The 22,346-nt window shown below is 76.1% G+C and carries 14 protein-coding genes, 1 tRNA gene, 1 rRNA gene and 1 pseudogene; 8 read left to right on the top strand and 9 right to left on the bottom strand.

Translation table 11 applies throughout. The features are described from left to right. The 3 genes and pseudogenes from ACFV4G_RS05970 to ACFV4G_RS05960 form a co-directional block, all read right to left on the bottom strand. Positions 1–93, bottom strand: a 16S ribosomal RNA gene (locus tag ACFV4G_RS05970); the annotation flags it as partial. A 630-nt stretch (positions 94–723) separates the two neighbouring features. After that, positions 724–2,016, bottom strand: a pseudogene (locus tag ACFV4G_RS05965) (PP2C family protein-serine/threonine phosphatase); the annotation flags it as partial. 147 nt (positions 2,017–2,163) lie between these two features. Then, entirely contained in the window at positions 2,164–3,525 is a 1,362-nt protein-coding gene (locus ACFV4G_RS05960) for an NAD(P)/FAD-dependent oxidoreductase (protein WP_380436925.1), read from the bottom strand. 580 nt (positions 3,526–4,105) lie between these two features. On the opposite strand from ACFV4G_RS05960, the gene ACFV4G_RS05955 reads away from it, so the two are divergent. Beyond that, positions 4,106–4,978 (top strand): TetR/AcrR family transcriptional regulator, encoded by an 873-nt coding sequence (locus ACFV4G_RS05955; protein ID WP_380436915.1) that lies wholly within the window; start codon positions 4,106–4,108, stop codon positions 4,976–4,978. Positions 4,979–5,369: 391 nt separating this feature from the next. After that, positions 5,370–7,748, top strand: coding sequence for a sigma-70 family RNA polymerase sigma factor (locus ACFV4G_RS05950; RefSeq protein WP_380436913.1), 2,379 nt, complete (start codon positions 5,370–5,372; stop codon positions 7,746–7,748). Positions 7,749–7,792: 44 nt separating this feature from the next. Here ACFV4G_RS05950 and ACFV4G_RS05945 read toward each other — a convergent pair whose 3' ends face one another. From ACFV4G_RS05945 to ACFV4G_RS05935, 3 genes are all read right to left on the bottom strand, one after another. Next, positions 7,793–8,497, bottom strand: coding sequence for a DsbA family oxidoreductase (locus ACFV4G_RS05945; RefSeq protein ID WP_380436911.1), 705 nt, complete (start codon positions 8,495–8,497; stop codon positions 7,793–7,795). 76 nt (positions 8,498–8,573) lie between these two features. Then, positions 8,574–9,095, bottom strand: a complete 522-nt coding sequence (locus tag ACFV4G_RS05940) for a universal stress protein (protein WP_380436909.1) — start codon at positions 9,093–9,095, stop codon at positions 8,574–8,576. A gap of 810 nt (positions 9,096–9,905) precedes the next feature. Next, a complete protein-coding gene (locus ACFV4G_RS05935; RefSeq protein WP_380436907.1) occupies positions 9,906–12,098 on the bottom strand; it encodes an asparagine synthase-related protein in 2,193 nt (730 codons plus the stop codon). Between the two features lie 799 nt (positions 12,099–12,897). Between ACFV4G_RS05935 and ACFV4G_RS05930 the strand changes: the two genes are divergently transcribed. The 6 genes from ACFV4G_RS05930 to ACFV4G_RS05905 all read left to right on the top strand — a co-directional run bounded on the left by ACFV4G_RS05930 (position 12,898) and on the right by ACFV4G_RS05905 (position 19,949). Then, positions 12,898–14,325, top strand: coding sequence for an MFS transporter (locus ACFV4G_RS05930; RefSeq protein WP_380436905.1), 1,428 nt, complete (start codon positions 12,898–12,900; stop codon positions 14,323–14,325). A gap of 141 nt (positions 14,326–14,466) precedes the next feature. Then, entirely contained in the window at positions 14,467–15,702 is a 1,236-nt protein-coding gene (gene lhgO, locus ACFV4G_RS05925) for an L-2-hydroxyglutarate oxidase (RefSeq protein WP_380436903.1), read from the top strand. A gap of 149 nt (positions 15,703–15,851) precedes the next feature. Next, on the top strand, positions 15,852–16,682 hold the full coding sequence (gene trmB / locus ACFV4G_RS05920) for a tRNA (guanosine(46)-N7)-methyltransferase TrmB (protein WP_380436901.1): 831 nt from the start codon (positions 15,852–15,854) through the stop codon (positions 16,680–16,682). Positions 16,683–16,796: 114 nt separating this feature from the next. After that, entirely contained in the window at positions 16,797–18,086 is a 1,290-nt protein-coding gene (locus ACFV4G_RS05915) for a PrsW family intramembrane metalloprotease (protein ID WP_380436899.1), read from the top strand. A gap of 92 nt (positions 18,087–18,178) precedes the next feature. Then, positions 18,179–18,252: transfer RNA gene (locus ACFV4G_RS05910), tRNA-Met, on the top strand. A 536-nt stretch (positions 18,253–18,788) separates the two neighbouring features. After that, positions 18,789–19,949, top strand: coding sequence for a hypothetical protein (locus ACFV4G_RS05905; protein ID WP_380436897.1), 1,161 nt, complete (start codon positions 18,789–18,791; stop codon positions 19,947–19,949). On the opposite strand, the gene ACFV4G_RS05900 is transcribed toward ACFV4G_RS05905, so the two are convergent. From ACFV4G_RS05900 to ACFV4G_RS05890, 3 genes are all read right to left on the bottom strand, one after another. After that, complete coding sequence (locus ACFV4G_RS05900) at positions 19,946–20,737, bottom strand: hypothetical protein (protein WP_380436895.1); 792 nt, start codon at positions 20,735–20,737, stop codon at positions 19,946–19,948. The two genes, ACFV4G_RS05905 and ACFV4G_RS05900, sit on opposite strands and share 4 nt — an antisense overlap. Positions 20,738–20,822: 85 nt before the next feature. Then, entirely contained in the window at positions 20,823–21,581 is a 759-nt protein-coding gene (locus ACFV4G_RS05895) for a sensor domain-containing protein (protein ID WP_380436893.1), read from the bottom strand. Between the two features lie 100 nt (positions 21,582–21,681). Further along, the gene (locus ACFV4G_RS05890; protein WP_380436891.1) at positions 21,682–22,338 is read right to left on the bottom strand and encodes a GNAT family N-acetyltransferase; all 657 of its coding nucleotides are present in this window, start codon (positions 22,336–22,338) and stop codon (positions 21,682–21,684) included. Positions 22,339–22,346: the final 8 nt, after the last annotated feature.

Genomic DNA, 22,346 nt, shown 5'->3' with positions numbered 1-22,346 from the left:
ACTGATCCACCCCGAAGGGCTTCACCGTTCGACTTGCATGTGTTAAGCACGCCGCCAGCGTTCGTCCTGAGCCAGGATCAAACTCTCCGTGAATGTATACCCGTAATCGGGTCCACACCCGCGTTGAGCGGCACGGCAACCACCGGAATAGGGCGGTCCCGCGCACTGCGTCCTCGCTAGTGTTATTTCAAAAGGAATCTCCAACCCCGATCAAGTGATCGAGGCCGGGGATGTCAACATATCTGGCGTTGACTTTTGGCACGCTGTTGAGTTCTCAAGGAACGGACGCTTCCTTCGAGCCGCCTTCCAGCGGGCCCTCCGGGCGCTTCGTTCTTTCGTGTTTCCAGCTTATCAGATGTTTTCCGCTCCGTTTTCCGGGGCTTCGTCATCCAACTCGCCGGTGTCTTCCGGGACTTGATGCCCCGTCCGACGTTTCAAACTCTAGCCGATCCCCGCTCCGAAAAGCGAATCCAGCCGAAGTCCGACCGCAATCCAATTAAACGCGCACGCCGAATACGCACCGAGCCGCGACAAGACGCGACCCAGCCCGGACCGGGAAGTGGTGTTTCAGAGGATTGGCCGCCCCGGGACCGTCCGCGCCGATGCGTGTCCGGTGCTCCCTGTCAGGCAACTCGAAGAACTCTAGACCTCTCCGGAGACCGAGTCAAGCACGGGTTCCCGCTCCTTGGGGGCCTCCTCGGGGGCCTCCTCGGCGGTCTCGTCGGCCGGCAGCTGGAAGGCCAGGACGGCCACGTCGTCGTCGTGCTCCGACGTCACGCCCATGGCTCGCAGCAGACGGGCGCAGATCACCTCGGGGGCGCCGATCGCGCCGGTCAGGGTGCGGGCGAGGAGGTCGAGTCCCTGGTCGATGTCTTCGTCGCGGCGTTCGACGAGTCCGTCCGTATAGAGGACGCCGGTCGTGCCGGGCAGGAGGCGCAGGGTGTGCGAGACGTGCAGGCCGCCGCCGGTTCCCAGGGGCGGGCCGTTCTGCTCCTCGCTGCGCAGGATGGTTCCGTCGGGGCAGCGCAGGAGCATCGGGAGGTGGCCGGCGGAGGCGTAGGAGAGGGTGCGGCGCTGCGGGTCCCAGACGGCGTAGGTGCAGGTGGCGATCTGGTTGGCGTCGATCTCCATGGCGAGGCCGTCGAGCAGGCGCATGACCTCGTGCGGCGGGAGGTCGAGGCGGGCGTACGCGCGGACGGCGGTGCGCAGCTGGCCCATGACGGCGGCGGCGCGCAGTCCGCGGCCCATCACGTCGCCGATGACGAGCGCGGTGCGTCCGCCGTCGATGGCGATGACGTCGTACCAGTCGCCGCCGACCGCCGCTTCGGCGCCGCCGGGCTGGTAGGTGGCGGCGACGCGGAGGTCGGCGGGCTGGTCGAGCTTCTGCGGGAGCAGGCTGCGCTGGAGGGTGACGGCGGCCTCGCGCTGGCGGCGTTCGGCCTCGCGGAGCCGGGCGGCGGCGAGGACCTGGTCGGTGACCTCCGCGGCGAAGATGAGCACGCCGGCGGGCGGGCCGTCGATGGGAACGTCCCGGGAGTCGCGGATGTCGCGGGGGTCGCCGGCGCCGAGCGGGACGCAGGAGACGTTGTAGTAGCGGTTGCCGGTGAGGCCGAGGATGCAGCGCGCCTTGACGCTGCGGGGCCGGCCGCCGCGGATGACCTGGTCCATGAGCGGCAGGACGCCGAGGGTGGCGAGCTCGGGCAGGGCCTCGCACGCGGGCAGGCCGGTGGGGCGCTCGCCGAAGAGTTCGCGGTAGGCGCGGTTGGCGTAGGCGAGCTGGTGCAGGGGGCCGTAGGTGACGGCGACGGGGGCGGGGATCCGGTTGAGGACCTCGCGCAGGTGCTGGGGTTTGTGCGGGTCGAGGAGTTCGGCCGCGGTGGCGAGGCTGGTCGGGTCGCGCGGGCCCGGGACCACGACGTCGCCGGAGGGCACGCCGTCCTCCGTGCCGACCGCGGTCTGCGGGGCGGCACGCCAGGGGACTCCGGTGAGCCGGGCGCTCCAGCGCATGAGGTTCAAACGACGGCCGCTTCCTCGTTTTCCAGTCATATCATCACTTTTTGTGTACACATCAGCACACGGGGTAATGACTCGGTTGGGGCTGATCCTGTCAGGCGGAGGGCCGATTCCGGAAGTCGCGCGCGCTCGGCGTGGCCGTCCGGTCCGTCACGCCGGGGCGTCCGGCCCGCGTTCGGGGCCCGGTCCGAACCCCGCCTCGAATTCCGAACGCGGGTGCTCCAGGGTGCCGAGCGAGACGACCTCCCGGGAGAACAGCCCGCCCAGCACCCAGTCCATCAGCACCCGCACCCGCCGGTCCGCGCTCGGCAGCCGGCGCAGGTGCCGGGCGCGGTGCAGCCACCAGGCGCGGCGTCCGGTGAGGCGCCCGCCGCGCCGGGTGTGGGCGACGGCGCGGCGCAGGCCGAGCGAGGTCGAACAGGCGGCCGGGCCCGGCCCGTAGGCGGCGAGGTCGGGCGAGTGCGGTCCGCCGTCCAGGGCGACGGCGACGTTGCGGGCGAGCAGTTCGGCCTGGGCGAAGGCGTGCTGGGCGTTGGGTGCGCAGGGGGCGCCGTCCGCGTGCGGGTCGGGCACGGCCGCGCAGTCGCCGGCCGCCCAGACGCCGGGCAGCGCGCGTCCGTCCGGGCCGACGACCTGGAGGGTGGGCAGGCAGCGCACCCGGCCGGCGGTGTCCAGCGGCAGGTCGGTGTCGCGCAGCAGCGGGGACGGGCGCACGCCGGCCGTCCAGACCAGGGTGCGGGCGGCGAAGCGGCTGCCGTCGGACAGGGCGACGACCTGGCCGGCCGCCGATTCCAGCGTGGTGCGCAGCCGGACGTCGACGCCGCGTTCGCGCAGCTGGCCGAGGGTGTGCGCGGCGAGTTCGGGCGACTCCTCGGCGAGGATCCGGTCGGTGGCCTCGACCAACACCCAGTGCAGGTCCTCCGGGGCGACGTTGTGGTAGCCGCGCACCGCGTACCTGGCCATGTCCTCCAGTTCGGCGAGCGCGCCGACGCCCGCGTACCCGGCGCCGACGAAGACGAAGGTGAGGGCGGACTGGCGCAGGGCCGGGTCCCGGGTGGCGGACGCGAGGTCCAGCTGTTCGAGGACGTGGTTGCGCAGGCCGACCGCCTCGGCGACGGTCGAGAAGCCCCGGCCGCACTCGGCGAGGCCGGGCACCGGGGCCGTCCTGGAGACCGAGCCGGGCGCCACCACCAGGACGTCGTACGGGAGTTCGATCGGCGTGGGGGGCTCGCCGGGGGCCGCCGCGTCGGCCAGGGCCCGGCGGGCGGCGTGCTCGATCCGGGTGATCCTCGCGGTGAGCACCCGGCAGTCCGGCAGGGCCCGGCGGAGCGGCACGACCACATGCCGCGGGTCGATCGAGCCGGCCGCCACCTCGGCGAGCAGCGGGTGGTACGTGAGGTAGGCCTGGGGTTCGACGACGGTGATCTCCACCTCGCCCCGGCGCAGCCGGTCGCGCAGGCCGCGCTGGAGGTGGAGCGCGGTGGCCGTCCCGGCGCAGCCGCCTCCGGCGATCAGGATCCTTATGGTGCACCTCCGGACGGTGTCGCGTTCGTGTGGTGTTCCGTCCCGGTCACGGAGTCCGGGCCGTCCCCCGTTCGGGGGGTATCCCCCGACGCGCCCCCCTATGAAGGACCGTGGGGGGCCGTCTTGTCCACAGTCCGTACGGGGCCGGATGCGGCGCGAGTGACCGGTGTGGCCAGTTGTGCTGTCCGGGTGACTTTCTGACGCACTTTCGGCTTCGGAGAGCCGTGAACTATGGTCGGATTGTGTGCTGGAGCGGCCACCGCCATGACAACCGGCGGCGACGCACCGTGGAGCGGCCACTACGGCCAGTTCCAGCGTTGGCGCGAGAACCCGACTGCGGGACAGTCATCCGGGGAAGGGTAGTTCCCGGACGAGGCCCCGGACGGTGCCGACGCACCGAGCCGGACGCGTGGCCCGGCCCGGTGGCACGACCGTGGTCACCGGAACGGGACGGGCGGCACGAGCAATGGGTCATCAGGTCACTTCTGACGGGCTGAGCTTGCACCGGGGGGTGCAGGGGCGGGCGACGACAGGGTCCGGGATCGGACGCCTGCGGGGGAGAGTTGAGATGATGGAGCAGGAACAGATGTTGGGGCGGGCGGGTGCACCGCACGTCGTCCAGGGCACGGTGCCGGAGCAGCGCGGGCCGGTGGAACTGCCGCCGCAGCACGGGGTGTCGGCGGTCTCGTACGCCGGTGTCCCGTACCGGGCGGAGCCCTTGCAGGCCGCCGTGCCGGGTGCCCGGCTACGGGTGGACGCGCGGCGGAACCTGGAGAGCGTGCTGCGCGCCGCCCGGGAGGTGTTCGGCGAATTCGGCTACGGCGCACCGATGGAGGAGGTCGCCCGCCGCGCCGGGGTCGGCGTCGGCACGGTGTACCGGCGCTTCCCGAGCAAGGAGGTGCTGGTCCAGCGGATCGCCGCCGAGGAGGTGGCCTGGCTGACGGCACAGGCGCGCGAGTCGCTGTACGGCGGCGGCGGTGCCTGGGAGTCGCTGGCCGGGTACCTGGCGCGCGCGGTGAGCACGGGCGCCGGGCGGCTGCTGCCGCCGGAGGCGTTCCGGTACGCCGAGGAGCTGGGCCGGGTGCCCGAGCAGCGGGCGCCCGAACAGGCGCTCTCCGCCCGGTTCGACCTGCGCGGCGACGAGGCGCGGACGGCGGCCGACGCGACGGCGGCGGACGCCGATCCGCGGCTGCTTCTCCAGCTGCTGGCCGCCCTGGTGGCCAGGGCGGGCGCGGCGGGCGAACTGCGGCCGGGCGTCACGGTCGCGGACGTCGTCCTGGTGCTGACCGCGTCGGTGCCGGTGCACGCGGCGCGGACGGTGCCGGCGGTGGCCGGGGTGCCGGGCGTCGTGGTCGGCGGGCCGCAGCCGGACGGGCACGCGGTGGCCGGGCCCTCGGACCGGCTGCTGCAGATCCTGCTGGACGGCCTGCGGGCGCGTTGACGGCCCACGGGCGGGCTCGCGCCCGCCGGGGCCGGTGATCCCGGGCACGGCCTGCGGGTCGGCCCGGCACGGCGGGCTGCCGTGACCGGTAAGGGAGTTGGACGAGTGACCGGCGCGCGGGCACTGGGCGCGCGCCGGGTGCGGGCGTCGCACAACCGGCTGTCGTGCGCTGGGCGAACACCTCCGCGACGTCCCCTCGGAAGAGTGGGTACCGGCCGGTCCGGCTACCGCCCTTCCCTGCGCTATGCCATCCTTTGCCCGTGGTTGGAGCCAATGTCCCGATGCGCGCCCTTCGAGCGCCGTCGGCGCCGTACGACGGGGGACCGCGCGCCCACGCACGCCCGCGTGCTCTGCCGCGCTACGGGGGCTGTCGTGGAGGCTGGGGTCCGTTGTGAGCGCCGAGGAACAGAACGACTACGGATACGGGCTCGACTTCGGCCGCGCTGACGGCCGTGCCGGCGGTCATGCGGGCGGACACGCGGGCGGTTCGCCGGACGGCGCCGTCGGCGGTCACTCCGGCGGGCCGGCGGAGGGGTCCGACGCGTCGTCCTCCGGCGTGCCCGGCCGCGCGTCCGGCCAAGTGCCCGGCGCCGCGCCGGGATCGGCCGCGGGACCGGCCACCGGCCACGTCCCCGACCAGGCCGGGATGCCCAGCCGCGAGTCGCTGTCCGCCTCCGCCGCCGCCCTCCCGTCGGGCCGGGTGCCCGGCCAGGCACCGGCCGGCCGCGGTGGCGTCGCCCCCGAGGCCTTCGTCGGCGGCAGCCGCCGTGCCCGCCCCACGGTGCCCGCCCCCGCCGACCCGGTCGACGGCGAGCGCCCGCCCTCCGACGCCGAGTTGACCGCCCGGGTGCGGGCCGGCGACGACACCGCGTACGAGGAGATCTACCGCCGGCACGTCGACTCCGTCCGCCGCTACGCGCGCACCTGCTGCCGGGACAGCTTCACCGCCGAGGACCTCGCGGGCGAGGTGTTCGCCCGCACCCTGCAGGCGCTCAGGGCGGGCAAGGGCCCCGAGTTCGCGGTCCGCGCCTACCTGCTGACCGCCGTGCGCAACGTCGCCGCGGCCTGGACCCGCAGCGAGCGGCGCGAACAACTCGTCGACGACTTCGGCGTGTTCGCCCAGAGCTCGGCCGCCGTCGTCGACCTCGACCTGGCCGACCCGGGAGCCGATGCCTGGGCGATGGCCATGGCCGACCAGCGCATGGTCATGCAGGCCTACGCCGAACTGCCCGAGGACGACCGGGTCGTGCTCTGGCACACCGAGGTCGAACGCGAGTCCCCGAAGACCGTCGCGGTGATGCTCGGCAAGACCGCCAACGCCACCGCCGTCCAGGCCCACCGGGCCCGCGACCGCCTGGCCGCCGCGTTCCTCCAGGCCCACGTCTCCGGCAGCCAGGACAGGGCGTGCGAGGGGTACGCCAACCGGCTCGGCGCGTACGCGCGCGGCTCGCTGCGCAAGCGGGCCTCGGCGGACGTCGGACGGCACCTCAAGGAGTGCGACCGCTGCACGGCGGCCTACCTCGAACTGTCCGAGATCAACACCGGTCTGCGCGCGCTGCTGCCCGGCGGGGTGCTGGTCTGGGTCGGCGTCGGCGGGTTCGGCGCCGCCGCGGCCGCGGTGGGGGGTGCCGCCGCGGTCGGTGGCGCCGCCGTCGGGACGGCCGCGGCGACGGCCGGGTCGACGGCGGGCACGACGGCGGGCACGACGGGAGCCGCCGCCGGGTCCGCGGCCGGTACCGGTGGTGCGGGTGCCGGAGCAGGTGCCGGTGCCGGCGCGGCCGGTGCCGGGGGCGCGGCCGGCGGGAGCGGGTCCGGGGCCGGCGCGGTCGCCGCGGAGGGCCTCGGCACGGCCGCCAAGGCCGGCATCGCCGCCGCCGTCGCGGTGGCCGCGGCCGCCGTCGCCGCCTACGCGCTCACCGCCTCGCCCGAGGCCCGGCCCCCGGTCGCGGCGCCCACCGCGTCCGCGTCCCCCGCCGCCCCGGCCCCGGAGCCGCCCGCACCCGCGGCACCGGCGCCCGCCCCGAGCAGCGCCGCACCGGCGCCCGTGCCACCGCCCGCCCCCTCCCCCAAGCCGACGCCGACGCCGACGCCGTCGTCCGTCCCGAGCCCCGCGCGCAAGACCACGCCGCCGCCCGCGACCACGAGCGCGCCGGCCCCCACGCACGCCCGTCCGGTCGTCACACCGCCCGCCGTGCCGGTCCCCGAGACGCCGGTCGTGCCCACGCCCGAGGTGCCGCCCGTCCCGACCCCGACCGTGCCCGCGCCGACCGTGCCCCCGGTGCCGACGCCGACCGTCACGCCGCCGACGCCGCCCGGGCCCACCGACTTCTGGGCCGACTCGCTGCCCGTCCACAAGCCCGGCAACAACCGGGTCCCGCCGACCGGACCCGCCATCCGGCAGAAGGGCACGGACTGGTTCTGGCAGCACGACGGCGCCTGGATCGGCGGCGACCACCACCCGCACGCCCTCACCGTGCACGCCCCCGCCACCACGCAGATCGACCTCAACCGCGCCTGCACGTCCTTCGACGCCGTCGCCGGCCTCGACGACCTGACGGTGTCGCCCGGCGGCGTCGTCTTCTCGGTGCAGGGCGGCGACGGCAGCACCCTGTGGCGCTCCCCCGCGCTCGCGGCCGGGGACGACGCGGTGCCCGTGCACGTGCCCCTCGCCGGACAGACGTCGATCCGGCTGGTCGTCACGCCGGTGCACGGGGTCTGGTCGGCACTGAACGTGGCCGACTGGGCGGAGGCCCGCTTCAGGTGCTCGTGAACGAGCACTCCTGAAGCGGGCCTCCGGGGGCCGCCTGGTGGCGGTCAGATCGCGCAGGCGCCGTCCGCGCAGGCCTCCCCGGCCGGGGCGACCTGGACGGGAGCCGGCCTGCGCTCGCCGATCTCGGCGGCCACCTGCTCCAGCACCTGGCGGAAGGTCTCGGCCTCCTGGCCGCCCTGCACCGCCCACTTGCCCTCGAACACGAAGGTCGGGACGGCGGTGATGCCCAGCTCCCGGGCCTCCGCCAGCTGCGCGCGCACCTCTGCGGTGCCCTCGTCGCCCGCGAGGTAGGCCGCCACGCGCTCGCGGTCCAGACCCGCGGCCACCGCGACGTCCGTGAGCGCGGCGCGGTCGCCGACGTCGACGCCGTCGGTGAAGTGCGCCTTCAGCAGCGCCTCCTTCAGCCGCCCCTGGGCGGCGGCGCCGTACTCCGTCTCCGCGAGGTGCAGGAGGCGGTGGCCGAGGAACGTGTTCGCGTGCAGCGCGGCGTCGAAGTCGTACGTGATGCCCTCGGCCCGGCCCAGCTCGGCGACGCGGGCGTCCATCGCGACGGACTGCGGGCCGTACCGCTCGGCCAGCCACTCCCGGTGCGGGCTCGCCGTCGCCGGCGCGTCCGGGACCAGCTGGTACGGCCGGTAGACCACCTCGACGCCCTCCTTGCCCGCGAAACCGTCCAGCGCCTCCTCGAAGCGGCGCTTGCCGATGTAGCACCAGGGGCAGGCGATGTCGGAGTAGATCTCGACCTTCATGACGGGGGCTCCAGGGGTGGGGATGCGTCTGACGAGATAGGTGAACGATGAACCATCTCGGGACATTCCCGACGACTCAGACCTGCGACGGCGCCGGCACCACCAGCACCGGGCAGGCCGCGTGGTGGACGGCGGCCGTGCTCACCGACCCCAGGAGCAGCCGGTTGAAACCGCCGTTGCCGCGGGTGCCGAGCACCAGGGTGTGCTGGCGGGCCGACGCCTCCAGCAGCACCTCGATCACGTTCCCCAGCACCACGTGCAACGACAACTCCCCCGCGTACGGGCGCGAACGCTGCTGCTGCACGGCGGCGACGGACCGGCGCAGACCGTCCGCCATGCTCTCCACCAGCGTCTCGACGCTCTCCTGCACCAGCTCCGCCATCCCGGGCGGGTAACCGGCCGGCGCCGGGTTCACCACCGCGAGGACGTACAGCGGCAGACCGAACAGCTCCGCCTCCGTCATCGCCCGGTCCAGCGCCCACAACGAACCGTCCGACCCGTCGCACGCCGCCAGCACCCCGGGCGGTCGCCCCGTCGGCGGCCGCCCGAGCACCGACAGCACCACCGGCACCGGCTCCTCCTGGCTCACCCCGACCACGACCGCCTCCTCACACCCGCGCTCAACGGCAACCCCGCCATCATCACCCGCCCCGCACGGGGGGCCGCCGAGCCGCGCGGCGGAGGTGGGGAGATGGGGGGCGAGGGCTCCTGCCGAGCCGGGCGAGGGGGCAGCCGAGTGGGCGCTGGGGTGGAAACTCTCCGAGCCGGGCGGCGGGGGTGGGGTAATGGGGGACGAGGGCCCCTGGGAGCCGCGCGACGGGGCGGGCGGGGACGCAGCCGAGTGGGCGCTGGGGCAGAAGTTCTCCGAGCCGCGCGGCGGGGGTGGGGAGATGGGGGGCGAGGGCTCCTGGGCGGCGGGCGAGGGGGCGCTGGGGCGGAAGCTCTCCGAGCTGGGCGGCGGAATGTGGCCGGGGCGAGGGCTCCTGCCGAGTCGGGCGGAGAGGCGGGCGGGGACGCAGCCGAGACGAGAGCTCCTGCCGAGCCGGGCGGCGGGGCAGGTCGGGTCGGGAGATGGCGGGAGGCGCGGGCTCCTGCCGAGCCGGGCGGAGAGGTGAGCGGCCCGCAAGGGGTGGTCGGGGGTCGCCGGCTTGCCGGTGGCCGGATGCGGTTGGTGGCGAGTCGGCCAAAGAGGCGGGGTGCGTGGTGATCGTGGTGCGCCTGGGTCGGACGAGGGCCGCGGGCGATCGGGGCGGGTGATGGCGAGGTGCTGCGCCCCAGCGGGGCGGGTGGTGGCGGGCTAGGAGCGCGTGGTGATCGTGGTGCGCCTGGGCGGGTTGGGGGCCGGTGGGGGCGTGGGGCGCTTGGGGTGCGCCTGGGTGCGTAGGGGTGGGGTGACGGCGGGCGGGTTTCAGTAGGTGAGGGCGGGATGCGTGGGCTGGGGGAGGCCGGTCCAGCAGGCGCCGTGGCGGCGGGCGCGGACGCGGCGGAGCCAGAGTTCGGTGGAGACCAGGTCGGCGAGGCCCGCGAGGGCGTGCGGCGAGCGGAGGGTGGCGGGGTCGGCGAGGCCGGCGCGGACGGCGGGGAGGTCGATGAGGCCGGCCTCGGCGAGGAGGGGGGCGTCGAAGAGCTCGGCCAGGCCGTCCGCGGCGAGGCGCAGGCCCGCGCGGGCGGGGGCGGTGCGGTCGGGGCGGGGGCCGCGGCCCCAGTCGGGCGGGAGGTCGGTGCGGCCGGCGCCGGTGAGGACGGCGTGCAGGAGGGCGTGCCGGGCCCCGGGCTGGAGGCGGACGTCGTCGGGGAGGAGGCGGGCGGCGCGGACCACCTGGTTGTCCAGGAAGGGGGCGTGGAGGCGCTGGCCCGGCTGTTCGGCCGCGTGGACGAGCGTGCGGAAGGAGTGCGCCTGCCGGTGGAGGGCGTGCCGGGCCCGCCGCGCGCCCGGGTGTTCCTCGGGCGCCGGTCTGCGCGCCGCCAGGCGGAGCCGCAGGGCGACCGCGGAGAGCGCGTCGTCGGAGAGCCAGCGGGCGGCCGGGCCCGGGACGCACCAGGCGAGGTCGCCGGCCGAGCGGTGGCCCGCCGTGCCGCCGCCGTCGGGGACGTGCCGGGCCGTCAGCTTCGCCGCGGCGTCGTCCAGGGCCTCCGCGTAGCGGATCCGGGAGAGCCGGTGGGCGGCCCGGACGACGGTGAGCGGGGTGCGCAGCGCACCCGTGAGGACGCCGGCCGCGGCGCGGTCGACGCCCGCCAACGCCGCGACGGGCGGCAGGAGTTCGCGGGGTCGGCCGGCCCGGATGAGGTCGGCGAGCCGGGCCGGGTGCCCGTCGAGGACCTGGCGGGCGCCGTAGCCGGTGAGGTGGTCGGTGCCGCCGGCGTCGAAGCGGGCCTCGGCGCGGGCGGCGGCGACGAGTTCGGGGCCGGGTTCGTCGGTGAGCCGCCCGGACTGCGGGTCGGTGCGCAGGCTCGCGTAGGGGAGGGCGTCGGGGCCAGGGTCGAGCACGGTGTGCCGCAGCCGGGGCGTGTCGGGGGCGAGCGCGAGAGTGGCCGGGGGTTCGGTCTCGCCGAGCGTGACGGCGGCGAGCTGTTCGGGGGCGGCGGGCTCCTGGGCGGCCGTACGGGCCCAGGAGCCCTTGACCGCGCCCGTCCGCGCACCTCCTGTCCGTGCGCCCGTCCGCACACCGCCCGTCCGCACGCCGCCTGCCGTCGCCGCGCCGGGCTCCTGCTCGCCGCCCGGAGGCGAGGCCGGCTGGGGCGCGGGCGGCAGCGGCACCGCGGCGGCGAGCAGGGCGACGGTCGCGGACGCCGTGCCGTACGAGAGGTCGACGCCGAGCCGGGGGCGGCCGCCGCCGGGCGGGGCGGGCGTGGTGGTGCGGACCCGGGAGCGGACGGATTCCAGCAGGGCGCGCGTGAGTTCGCGCACCGCGGGGGCCTCCCCGCGCGGCTGGTCGGCGCTGCCGCCGGGCTCGTCGTAGGGGTCGAGGTAGGGCCGGCCGCCGCGGACGGCGAGCACGTGGCCGGGCGGCACCCGCTGGACGCCGAGGTAGGGGGTGCCGGTGCCGAGGGCCTCGGGCGACTCGGGGCAGGCGAGCCGGGCGGCGAGGTGGCCGGTGTCGAGGGGCGCGCCGACCAGGTCGGCGAGCGGGAGGGCCGCGGTGGCGTACGCGGTGCCGCCGCACCAGGGGGTGTGGAAGACCTGCTGGGCGCCGGCCAGGTCGGTGAGCAGCAGGGTGGAGCGGGTGCCGGTGCGCAGCACGACGGTGTAGCTGCCGGGCCAGGCGGTGAGGTGGCGGACGGCGCCGCCGCGGGCGGCCGCGAGGCCGGCGGCGAGTTCGGCGTCGGTGGCGCCGCAGTGGCCGAGCACGGCGAGCCGGGTGGTGGCGGGGGTGTCCTCGACGGGGTCGGGGGCGGCGAACCCGCCGGTGACGGCGGCGCGGGCGCCGGGCCGGAGGGTGACGAGGCGGATCTCCTCGGGACGCCAGTCGCCCACCGCCCAGAGCGGGTTGGCGCCGGTCCAGAGGGCGTGCGCGGCGATCGGCGCGACCGTTGCGAGCGCTTCGTGCGCCGGTGCGCCCGCACGGGGCGCGCCCGTGCTCCAGCCCGTCAGCCACCGCATCGCGCCTCCACCGGACGAGGACCTGCCGCCGTGCGGCACGTCCGCCGGCGGGCAGCCCCGGGCCGGCTCGTCGCGTGCGCCGCGGCGGCTGCCCGGTCCGTTCCGGCGCGCCGTCAGGAGACATCGTGCCACCGGTTGGCGCCGCGGTGACCGGTGTTGTCGGTTCCGGTTGCGCGCCGCGGGAGTTCGGAGCCCGGGCACGCGGAACGTGCGGGTCCGAAGCGACGGCGGCCGCTCTCCCCGGCACGGCGGTGCGGCCGGCGCCGGCATGCGGCCGGATCCGTTCGGTGGGCGGTGGGCGTCGTTCTCCGCCGGGCGGGCCGGGCCTCCCCCTCCATGGCCCGGACCGCCCGCGAGGACGCCTTTGGCATGGGCATCGCGAGATGGCCGAAAGGCGTCGTCGAGCCCGGGAGGGCATCCGCATGCCCTCCCGGACTTCGCCGCCACCCGCGGGGATTGAGGCGGCGGCATCCCCCGGCCCGCCGGGTCCTCGACGGCGGGCCGACCCACGACCACCAGCGAATCGCCGCGCCGCCGGTCGGGCCAGGGGGCACGGCCGGGCGCACGTGAACACGGGACCGGAGCACGACGCTCCGGCGCGCGGCGACCCCGGTCCGTTCCCGGCGGTCCCGGCCCGGTCCCGCGAACTCACCGCGCGGGGGCGCCGGGTGCGCGATCCCGCCATCCGGAATGAGGCCTCTTAACCGTCGGAACGCGTCCGACTACTCTAGGTACAGCAGCTACGGCCCGGTGCCGCCCGGGCCCCGCGCACAAGGCCGCAGGAGGTGCCGCCGCCACCATGACCGTCAGCCCACGAGGACCGAACGAACGGCTCGGCACGCTCCTGTCCCTCGCCCAGATCAGCAACGCGGGGCTGGCCCGCCGGGTCAACGACCTCGGCGCCCAGCGCGGGCTGACGCTGCGCTACGACAAGACCTCGGTGGCCCGTTGGGTGGGCAAGGGCATGGTCCCGCAGGGGCCCGTCCCGCACCTGATCGCCACCGCCATCGGCGGCAAGCTCGGCCGGCCCGTCCCGCTGGAGGAGATCGGGCTCGGCGACACCGACCCGGCACCCGAACTCGGCCTGGCCTTCCCCCGGGAGGTCTCCGAGGCGGTCCGCTCGGCCACCGACCTGTGGCGGGTCGACCTCGACCTGCGCCGCGGGCCCGGCGGCGGGCGCTGGAGCGACAGCCTGGCGGGCACCTTCTCGGTCGCCGCCTACGCGACGCCCGTCTCCCGCTGGCTGATCAACCCCGCGGACGGCTCGGTGGCCCGCGAGGTGCCGCGCGCCGCGAGCGAGTCGGCGCCCTTCCGGGTCGGCCACTCGGACGCCGCCAAGCTCCGCGAGGCCGCCCAGGAGGCGCGCCGCTGGGACTCCAAGTACGGCGGCGGGGACTGGCGTTCGTCCATGGTGCCGGAGTGCCTGCGGGTGGAGGCGGCACCGCTGCTGCTCGCCTCGTACAGCGACGCGGTCGGCCGGGCGCTGTTCGGCGCGACGGCCGAACTCACCAGGCTGGCCGGGTGGATGGCCTTCGACACCGGGCAGCACGAGGCCGCCCAGCGCTACTACATCCAGGCCCTGCGCCTGGCCAGGGCCGCCGCCGACGTGCCGCTCGGCGGCTACGTGCTCGCCTCGATGAGCCTCCAGGCGGGCTACCGCGGCTTCGCCGAGGAGGCGGTGGACCTCGCGCAGGCCGCCCTGGAGCGCAACCGGGGCCTCGCCACCGCCCGGACGATGAGCTTCTTCCACCTGGTGGAGGCACGGGCCCAGGCCAAGGCCCGCAATGCGGCGGCGTGCGCGACGGCGCTCGGCGCGGCGGAGAGCGCACTCGAACGAGCGCGCGCCGGTGACCCGGATCCCTCGTGGATCGACTTCTACGCCTACGACCGCCTCGCCGCCGACGCCGCCGAGTGCTTCCGGGACCTCGGGGTGCCCGCCAAGGTGCGGCAGTTCACCCGCGAGGCGCTGGCCAAGCCCACCGAGGGCTTCGTCCGCTCGCACGGACTGCGGCTCGTCGTCTCGGCGATGGCCGAGGCCGAGGCGGGCAACCTGGACGCCGCGGTCGCTGCCGGCGAGCGCGCCGTCGAGGTGGCCGGCCGGATCTCCTCGCAGCGCAGCCGGGAGTACGTGGTCGAGATGCTGCGCCGCCTTGAGCCCTTCCAGGGCGAGCGGCGGGTCCGCGAACTGGCCGAGCGCGCCCGGGCGGTGATCGTCGCCCCGGCGTGACCGCCTCGCGTGCGCCGGGAGGCCGTCCACCGGTTCACGCACCCTCGACCGCTCCCGCCCGCCGTGGCAGCATCGGCGGCGAACTCGGCCCCGGGCCCGGCAACGGGCGGGGGCCGGCCGGGCGGACTGCGAGGAGCGGCAGTGACGTACGACTTCGACGTGCTGGTGGTGGGCGGCGGGATCGTCGGACTCGGGACGGCGTACGCGCTGACGGCGGCCCGGCCGGAGCTGCGGATCGCGGTGCTGGAGAAGGAGCCCGGCTTCGCCGCCCACCAGACCGGGCGCAACAGCGGGGTGATCCACAGCGGCCTCTACTACCGGCCCGGCTCGTACAAGGCGCGGTTCGCCGTCGCGGGCGCCGCCGAGATGGTCGACTTCTGCCGCGAGCACGGGGTCCCGCACGAGGTGACCGGCAAGCTCGTCGTCGCCACCCGCGCCGACGAACTGCCGCGGCTGGCGGCGCTGGCCGAGCGCGGGCGGGCGAACGGCATCCCGGTCACCGAGCTGGACCGGGCCGGGATCGCCCGCCACGAGCCGGAGGTCACCGGCCTGGCCGGCCTGCACGTCGCCACCACCGGCATCTGCGACTTCCCGGCCGTCGCCACGGCCTACGCCCGGCTGGCCCGGGAGGCGGGCGCCGTACTGCGGCCGGGCTGCGAGCTGCGGGCGGTGGACCGGCGGGCGGACGGGGTGACGGTGCAGACCTCCACCGGCGAACTGCGCTGCCGGGTGCTGGTGAACTGCGCCGGGCTGCACAGCGACCGGATCGCCCGGCTGGCCGGCGACGACCCGGGCCTGCGGATCGTGCCGTTCCGCGGCGAGTACTACGAACTCGTCAAGGAACGACGCGAATTGGTGCGCGGCCTGGTCTACCCGGTGCCCGACCCGGCGTTCCCCTTCCTCGGCGTGCACCTGACCCGGGGCGTCCACGGGGACGTCCACGTCGGCCCGAACGCCGTGCCCGCGCTGGCCCGCGAGGGGTACGACTGGCGGACGGTCCGCCCGCGCGACCTGGCCGGCACGCTGGCCTTCCCCGGCACCTGGCGGATCCTGCGGCGGCACTGGCGGTACGAGGTCGGCGAGCTGCACCGCTCGCTGTCCAAGCGGGCGTTCACCACCGCCGTCCAGCGGCTGCTGCCCGCCGTGACCGCCGACGACCTGGTGCCGACCACCGCCGGGGTGCGCGCGCAGGCCGTCGCCCGGGACGGCTCACTGCTGGACGACTTCGCGTTCGCCGGCTTCGACCCGGCCGACCCGCGCTCCCCGCGCCGCCTGGTGCACGTCCTCAACGCCCCCTCCCCCGCCGCGACCGCCTCGCTGCCGATCGGCCGGGAGGTGGCCCGCCGGGCGCTGGCCGCGCTGGAGGCGGAGGAGTGAGCGGTACGGGGGCGATGCGGACCAGCGGGCCCGGGGAAGGGCGGACGGGCGACCCGGGGGAGGGCGGACGGGCGGCGCGCGGAGGGGCGGATGAGCCGCGTCACACGCCCCTCCGGCCGCCCCGCGCGGCCCCGTAGACTCGGGTGATTGTGACTGCCACCGCCCCCATCCCCCAGCAATCGCCGTCCGCCCGCCTGTCCGCCGCGCCGGCCGGCTACCCCGCGCCGATGTACCCGCACAAGGCGACCGAGGCCCAGCACCGCGAGCGGCGCATCCGCAGCTTCCAGCCGCGCCGGGGGCGGATGACCAACGCCCAGGCGGGCGCCCTGGACCGCGGCTGGGAGACGTACGGCATCCCCATCGACGGCACCCCGCTCGACCTGCGCGAGCTGTTCGGCGAGCTCCCGGTGACGCTGGAGATCGGCTTCGGCATGGGCGAGACCACGGCCGCGATGGCCGCCGCCGACCCGGCGAAGGGCATCCTCGCCGCCGACGTCCACACCCCCGGCCACGGCAACCTGCTCGGGCTGCTGGAGCGCGACGGCTCCCGGAACGTCCGGCTCGCCGCCGGGGACGCCGTCATCCTGCTGCGCGACATGCTGCCGGACGCCTCGCTGGCCGGCCTGCGGGTCTACTTCGCCGACCCGTGGCCCAAGCCCAAGCACCACAAGCGCCGGCTGGTCCAGTCCTCCTTCCTCGACCTCGTCCTGCCCCGCCTCGCCCCGGGCGCCCTGGTGCACTGCGCCACCGACTGGGAGCCGTACGCCGAGCAGATGCTCGACGTGCTGTCGGCGTCGCCGGAGCTGGAGAACCTGCACCCCGAGGGCGACGGCACCGGCTGGCTGGAGCCCGCCGACCACCCGGACGGCAGCCTTCCCGGGTACGCGCCGCGCCCCGACTGGCGGCCCGTCACCAAGTTCGAGCGGGCCGGCATCGCCAAGGGGCACGTGGTCCACGACCTGCTGTTCCGCCGCCGCTGAGCCGTCCGGGCCGTTCGAACGGCCCGGCCCCGGCCGCCGACGGGCCCGGCGCGCACCGGACGATTCGTCCCGAGTCCTCCCTCCGGGCCCGTGCCGTGGCCTACCCTGAGCCGCGTGAGCAGCCCGTCGGGCGGCGGGTTCCGGTCCACCGTCCGGGCCGCCGCCGACGCACCGCAGACGGCTCCGCGCACCGGCGGCACCCGGACGATCCCGGGGCCGCGGAAGCGCCGGGCCCACCGGTTCCTGCCCTGGCCGGGCACCGGCCCGGCCACCCTCCCGCGCGCCGGGCGCGGCCGTTCGCTCGCGCTCTCCTCCGTCACCGCGACCGCCGTGCTCACGCTGGGCGCGTGCGGGGTGCTGATCCTGCAGCTGGTCCGGCGGCAGACCGGCACGACCGGGCTGCTGGTCGGCCTCGGGCTCGCGATGGTGCCGCTGCCGTTCGTGCTCGGCGGCCTCGCCTGGCTCAACCTGACCGCCCGCGTGCCGCTGCGGCACACCGTGTTCTGCCTCGGCTGGGGCGCCTGCGCGGCGACCACCGTCGCGATCCTCGCCAACAACTGGACCAGCAGCCACCTCACCGGCCACCAGGGCCCGCTCGGCGAGCTGCTGGGCGCCGGCATCGTCACCCCGGTCATCGAGGAGACCGCCAAGGGCACCGCCCTGCTCGTCCTCCTGCTGCCGATCGGCCTGCGCCCGCGCTGCCACGGCCGCCGGGACGGGCGCCCCTGCGCGCCGCTGCTGCGCCGCCTGCCGAGCCCCCGGAGCCCACGCCCGTACGCGCGCCGGGCCGCCGGGCCGCACGCCCGCGAGCGGCTCGGGCTGCGCCCCTATCTGCGCCCCCTGCCCTACCTGCGGCCCGCCCCGCCGTCCACCGGCTCGGCCGGGCCCGGCCGGACGACGCGCTCCCGGCCGCGCACGCTGGCCGCCGGGGTGGTGCTCGGCGGGATGGCCGCGTGCGGGTTCGCGTTCACCGAGAACGCCCTCTACCTCGGCCGGGCCTTCTCCAGCGACCAGCAGCAGCGGCTGGACAGCATCGGCCTCGGCGAGCCGCCGAGCCTGCGCGACTTCGACAGCACCGTGCAGACCTTCGTCCTGCGCGGCCTGCTCTCCCCGTTCGCCCACCCGCTGTTCACCGCGCTGACCGGCCTCGGCGTGGCGGTCGCGCTCACCACCCGCCGCCGCTGGCTGGCCCGGATCGCCGCGCCGGTCGGGCTGCTGCTGGCGATGGCCCTGCACGGCATCTGGAACGCCGCCGCGGACCTGGGCACGCACGGGTTCCTGCTGGTGTACGCGGTGCTGATGGTGCCCTGCTTCGGTGCGCTGGTCGGCTTCGCGGCGTGGGCGAGGTCGCGCAGCGTGCGGCACGCGGCCCGGCGCCGCGGGCGCGCGGCGGGGCCGGGGTGACGCGGCGGGGCCGGGGTGACGCGGTCCCGCGGGTGCCGCCGGAGAACCGATTTCCCATTCGGGCGACTTCCCCGTACTGTTGGGTTCACCGACGCGGGGTGGAGCAGCTCGGTAGCTCGCTGGGCTCATAACCCAGAGGTCGCAGGTTCAAATCCTGTCCCCGCTACTCAGTAGCCGAAAGGCCCGGAGGATCCGTCCTCCGGGCCTTTCGCGTTCCCCCGGCCGCCCGCCGCCCGTCGCTCTTGGCGCCGGCCCTGTTTCCGCCCCCGGCGCCGACGCCGGCCCCGGCACGAGAGCGCCCGAGCGGTCGCGCGAATAATCCGTTGCCCTCCCTCCGGGGCGCTGCCTACAGTGACGGCACACTGAAAGGAGGTGATCCTGAATTGAGTTCCATCAGGATGCGTGAGGTGGCTGCTCGCTAGAGCCGCCCCTGCCTGCGCAGGGTGGAGCCCTCGGGCTCCCGGCAGGCGAAATCCACAGCAGTCACCCGGCCCGTGGGCTCACCGGTACATCCCCGGTGCCTCGGCGCCTGGCCAGTGCACGGGCCGGCGCGGAGGAGCAGCCCACGGGCCGTCTGCGTTTCTCCGTCCGTCGTCGCCGCGGCACCCGCGCGGCACCCCCGGGGCGTGTCCGCGGTGGGACCACGACGCTAGAGTCGGCCGGGGTTCCGGAGCGGAGCGACGCGGGCACAGGGGGTACGCGATGACGAAGGCGCGGCGGCGGACCGGCACGGCGGCCCTGCGGACGGCTCAACGGGCTGCGGCCGCCGTCCTGTTCGGGACGGGCCTGCTCGGCCTGCTGCTCTTCTCGCTCGGCCGCGCCCACGCCTGGCAGGCGCTCGGCGGCGGGCTCGTGATCGCCGGGGCGTCGTCGGTCGTCGGCGGTGCGCTCGGCTTCCTGTTCGGGGTGCCGCGGGTGCGCAACGGCTCGGGCGAGCCGCAGGGCTCGTACGCACCGAACACCAACCTGGAGCAGGTCTCGGACTGGCTGACCAAGGTGCTGCTCGGGGTCGGGCTGACCCAGCTCGGTTCGCTCGGCGAACGGCTGCACCAGCTCGGCACCGCGCTGGCGCCCGCACTGGGCGGCGAGGACGCGGCGGTGCCGTTCGCGGCGGCGCTGGTGCTGTACTTCACCGTCTTCGGCTTCCTGGCCGGCTGGCTGGTGACCCGCCTCGCGCTGCCCCAGGTGCTGACCGACGCGGACCAGGCGCTGGACCTCTTCCTGGCCGGGCAGGACCGCGACCGCCACGGCGACAAGGTCGGCGCGGACGACCTGCGGGTGCGCGCGATGCAGCAGCTCGGGGTGCTGGGCGGCAGCGCGGACCGGCCGGGCGCGCTCGCCGCGCAGCTGCCGCCGTCCGCCGGGTCGCAAGCGGCCGGGCCGGACGGCGTGGTGGCCGAGGTCCGTTCGACCGCACGCCGCTCGGCGCTCACCGCCGACCAGGTGCGGGACCTGTACGCGGACGGCTCGGAGGGCCGCCGGATCCAGGCGCTCGCGCTCATGCAGGGCGATCCTGCGCTCGCCGACCTGTCGAGCGTGCTGGACGCGATCGAGCGCCCGCGCTCGGGCTTCGAGCAGTACCACGCGCTGCTGGCCGCGCGGGGCCTGCTCTCCGGGCTGCCGGACGCGGAGGCGCAACGGCTGCGGGACGCGGTGGCCGGGCAGTTGATGCTGCCGGACGGCATTCCGTACGGCTCGGACCGGAGTTGGCTGGCGGAGAAGATCCTGTCCCGGCTGGAAGCGATGGCCGGTCCGCAGGCCCCTGTGTCCGTACCCGCTTTCGTGCCCGCGCCCGCTTCTGTGCCTGCTTCCGTTCCTGCGGTCGTTCCGCCGCGGCAGGCGGCTCCGGGGGACGGCTTCTAGCCGGCCTCGCGGCGGCGGCGGTCGGCGGCCCGCAGCGCGAGGACGCGGCGGGTGTGACCGTCCCCGGCGCGCGGGAAGCGGCGGATCTCGCTGGCGACCCGGCGCTCCCCGAGCGCGTACCGCAGGGCGTCAAGGTGGCCGCAGGCGCGGCCGTGGCCGTCGTGCAGCGGGTGGACGAGCACCTCGCCGTCCGGGGAGGTCACCCGGACCAGCTCCACCAGGGCGTCCAACTGCCGTGCCGGAGCGAAGCGTTCGGGGTAGGCGAAGAGCAGGTAGCCGCTCAGGGTGAGGGCGAACGTGCCGTCCGCGAACGGCAGTCGGGGCAGCGCGGCGGCCACGTACCGCTCCGGGTGGGCGGCGGCGTCGGCGACGTACAGGCGGCGGGCGCGGTCCCAGCTGCGCAGGTAGCGGTCGGGCGGGAGCAGCCGCGCGGGCAGGTACAGCTCGGGGCGGGTGGTCATGGCGGCGGCCATCGCGGCCCGGGCGGCGAGCGCGTGGGCGGCGACGGCGGGCGGGGGCAGGGCGTAGGCCGGGTCGGCGGCGATCACGCGGCAGCCGAGGGCGCGGGCCTCGGCGGGGAGACCCGCGGCGCCGCCGGGGCAGTCGAGCACCGGTCCCGGCAGGGCGGCCAACCGGGCCCGGGTGAGGCCGAAGAGCGCGCAGTACTCGTCCAGGGGGCGGGAGGTGACCAGCGGGTCCGGGTCCACGGCCGGGTCCGCGGCCGGGTCCGTGGCTGGGCCTGCGGCCGGGTCTGCGGCCGGGTCTGCGGCTGGGGTGTCGTCGGCCACCCGGCCATCGCAACACGGGCCGGCCCCGGCCGCATCCGGAACGTTCCGGGGCGCGGTCGGGGCCGGGAGGGGCTCGTTCGGCGGGTCAGCGGCCGCACAGGCCCTGGATCGCGGCCCGGTTGACGTTGGTCAGGCTGCGGACCAGCTGTGCGGTGAGGAAGACGATCACGATGCCGGCCACCGACACCGCGGCGATCTGCCCGGCGCCCTCGACGAAGTAGACGTGCTCGATGCCCTTGCCGTCCGTGTAGTCGAACACCTTGTAGCCCCGCCACGAGGTGAAGGTCGGGAAGACCCAGTGGTAGAGCGGGTAGAGCGCCATCGTCCAGCCGACCAGCAGGAACACCAGCGTCATCGCGAAGCTGAACACCGCCCACGGGAACATGACCACCTGGTACAGCACGCCCTTCCACCCGGCCGCGTCCGCCAGCCGCGCGGTGATCGCGCCCCACGTGCCGGGCCGGCTCTGGCGCACCGGCGCCGGTCCTGGCACGTCCAGGCCGAGCATGCCGCGGGCCCGGGAGCGCTCCAGCCGGCCGAAGCCGCGGGCCGCGACCGTCAGCCCGGCCAGGACAGGCAGTCCGAGGGCGGTCACGAAAGTGCCGACGCCGAACGAGAAGAGGATGACGGCGACGGCGAAGCCCACGAGCCCGACCGGCAGCCCGGTGAGGGCGTAGCCGACCTCGCGGTAGTAGTGCGCGGAGAACGGCGCCCGCCAGAACGGCGGCGGTTCCTCGGTGCGGCGGGCCCGGGCGGGGCGGCTGTCGTCGGTGCGCTCGCCGGTGCGGCCGTCGTGGCCGTCCAGGACGTCCCAGTCGCGGTCGTGTGTGGTGAAGCTGCTCATGTCCCGGCCCCTGCCCGTCTCGTTCCCCTGCTGACGGTTCCATTCTTGTGGGGCGGGGTGGTCCGGCGGCATCCGGAGGCCTGGCGGATCCGGGGTGGGGTTAACCCCCCGTACCCGCCGTTCCGCTCCCCCGCCACTCGTCGGCGAGGAGCGAGTACAGGTACGAGTCGGACCAGACGCCGCCCTTGAGGACGTCGTGCCGGACCCGGCCCTCCCGCTGGAAGCCGAGCTTCCCGAGCACCCGGACGGAGGCCGCGTTGTCGACGTCCACGGAGGCGGCCAGCCGGTGCAGGCCGAGGTGGTCGAAGGCGAGGACGCACAGCAGCCGGGCGGTCTCGCTCCCGTAGCCGTGCCCCCACGCGTCCCGGCGCAGCACGTACCCGAGCTCGGCCGACCGGTACGGGCCGAGGGTGAGGGCGGCCTGGCCGATCGGCGCGGCGTCCGCCGGGTCGTCGGCTCCGGCGTCGGCTCGGGGTGCGGCGTCGGCTTCGGCTCGGGCTCGGGCGTCGGCTCGGGGTGCGGCATCGGCGCCGTGGAGGGTGACGGCCAGCCGGTAGGTGTCGCGTTCCTCCTCCATCGCCCCCTCCAGGTAGAGGGCGAGCTGGTCCGCGCAGGCCTCGTGGTCGCGCGGCTCGAACGGGAGGTACCGCGTGACCTCCGGGTCACCGAAGAGCGCGTGCAGCGCGTCCAGTTCCTCCGGGGTGTGGTGGTACTCGCGGATGGCCAGCCGGGGGCCGGTGAGACGTACGGGGACCATGGCTGCCG

Origin of the sequence: Kitasatospora sp. NPDC059747 (genome assembly GCF_042732955.1) — a bacterium.
GTDB lineage: Bacteria > Actinomycetota > Actinomycetes > Streptomycetales > Streptomycetaceae > Kitasatospora.
The sequence above is the reverse complement of the archived record's forward strand: the minus strand, read 5'-3'. Positions and strand labels throughout refer to the sequence as shown.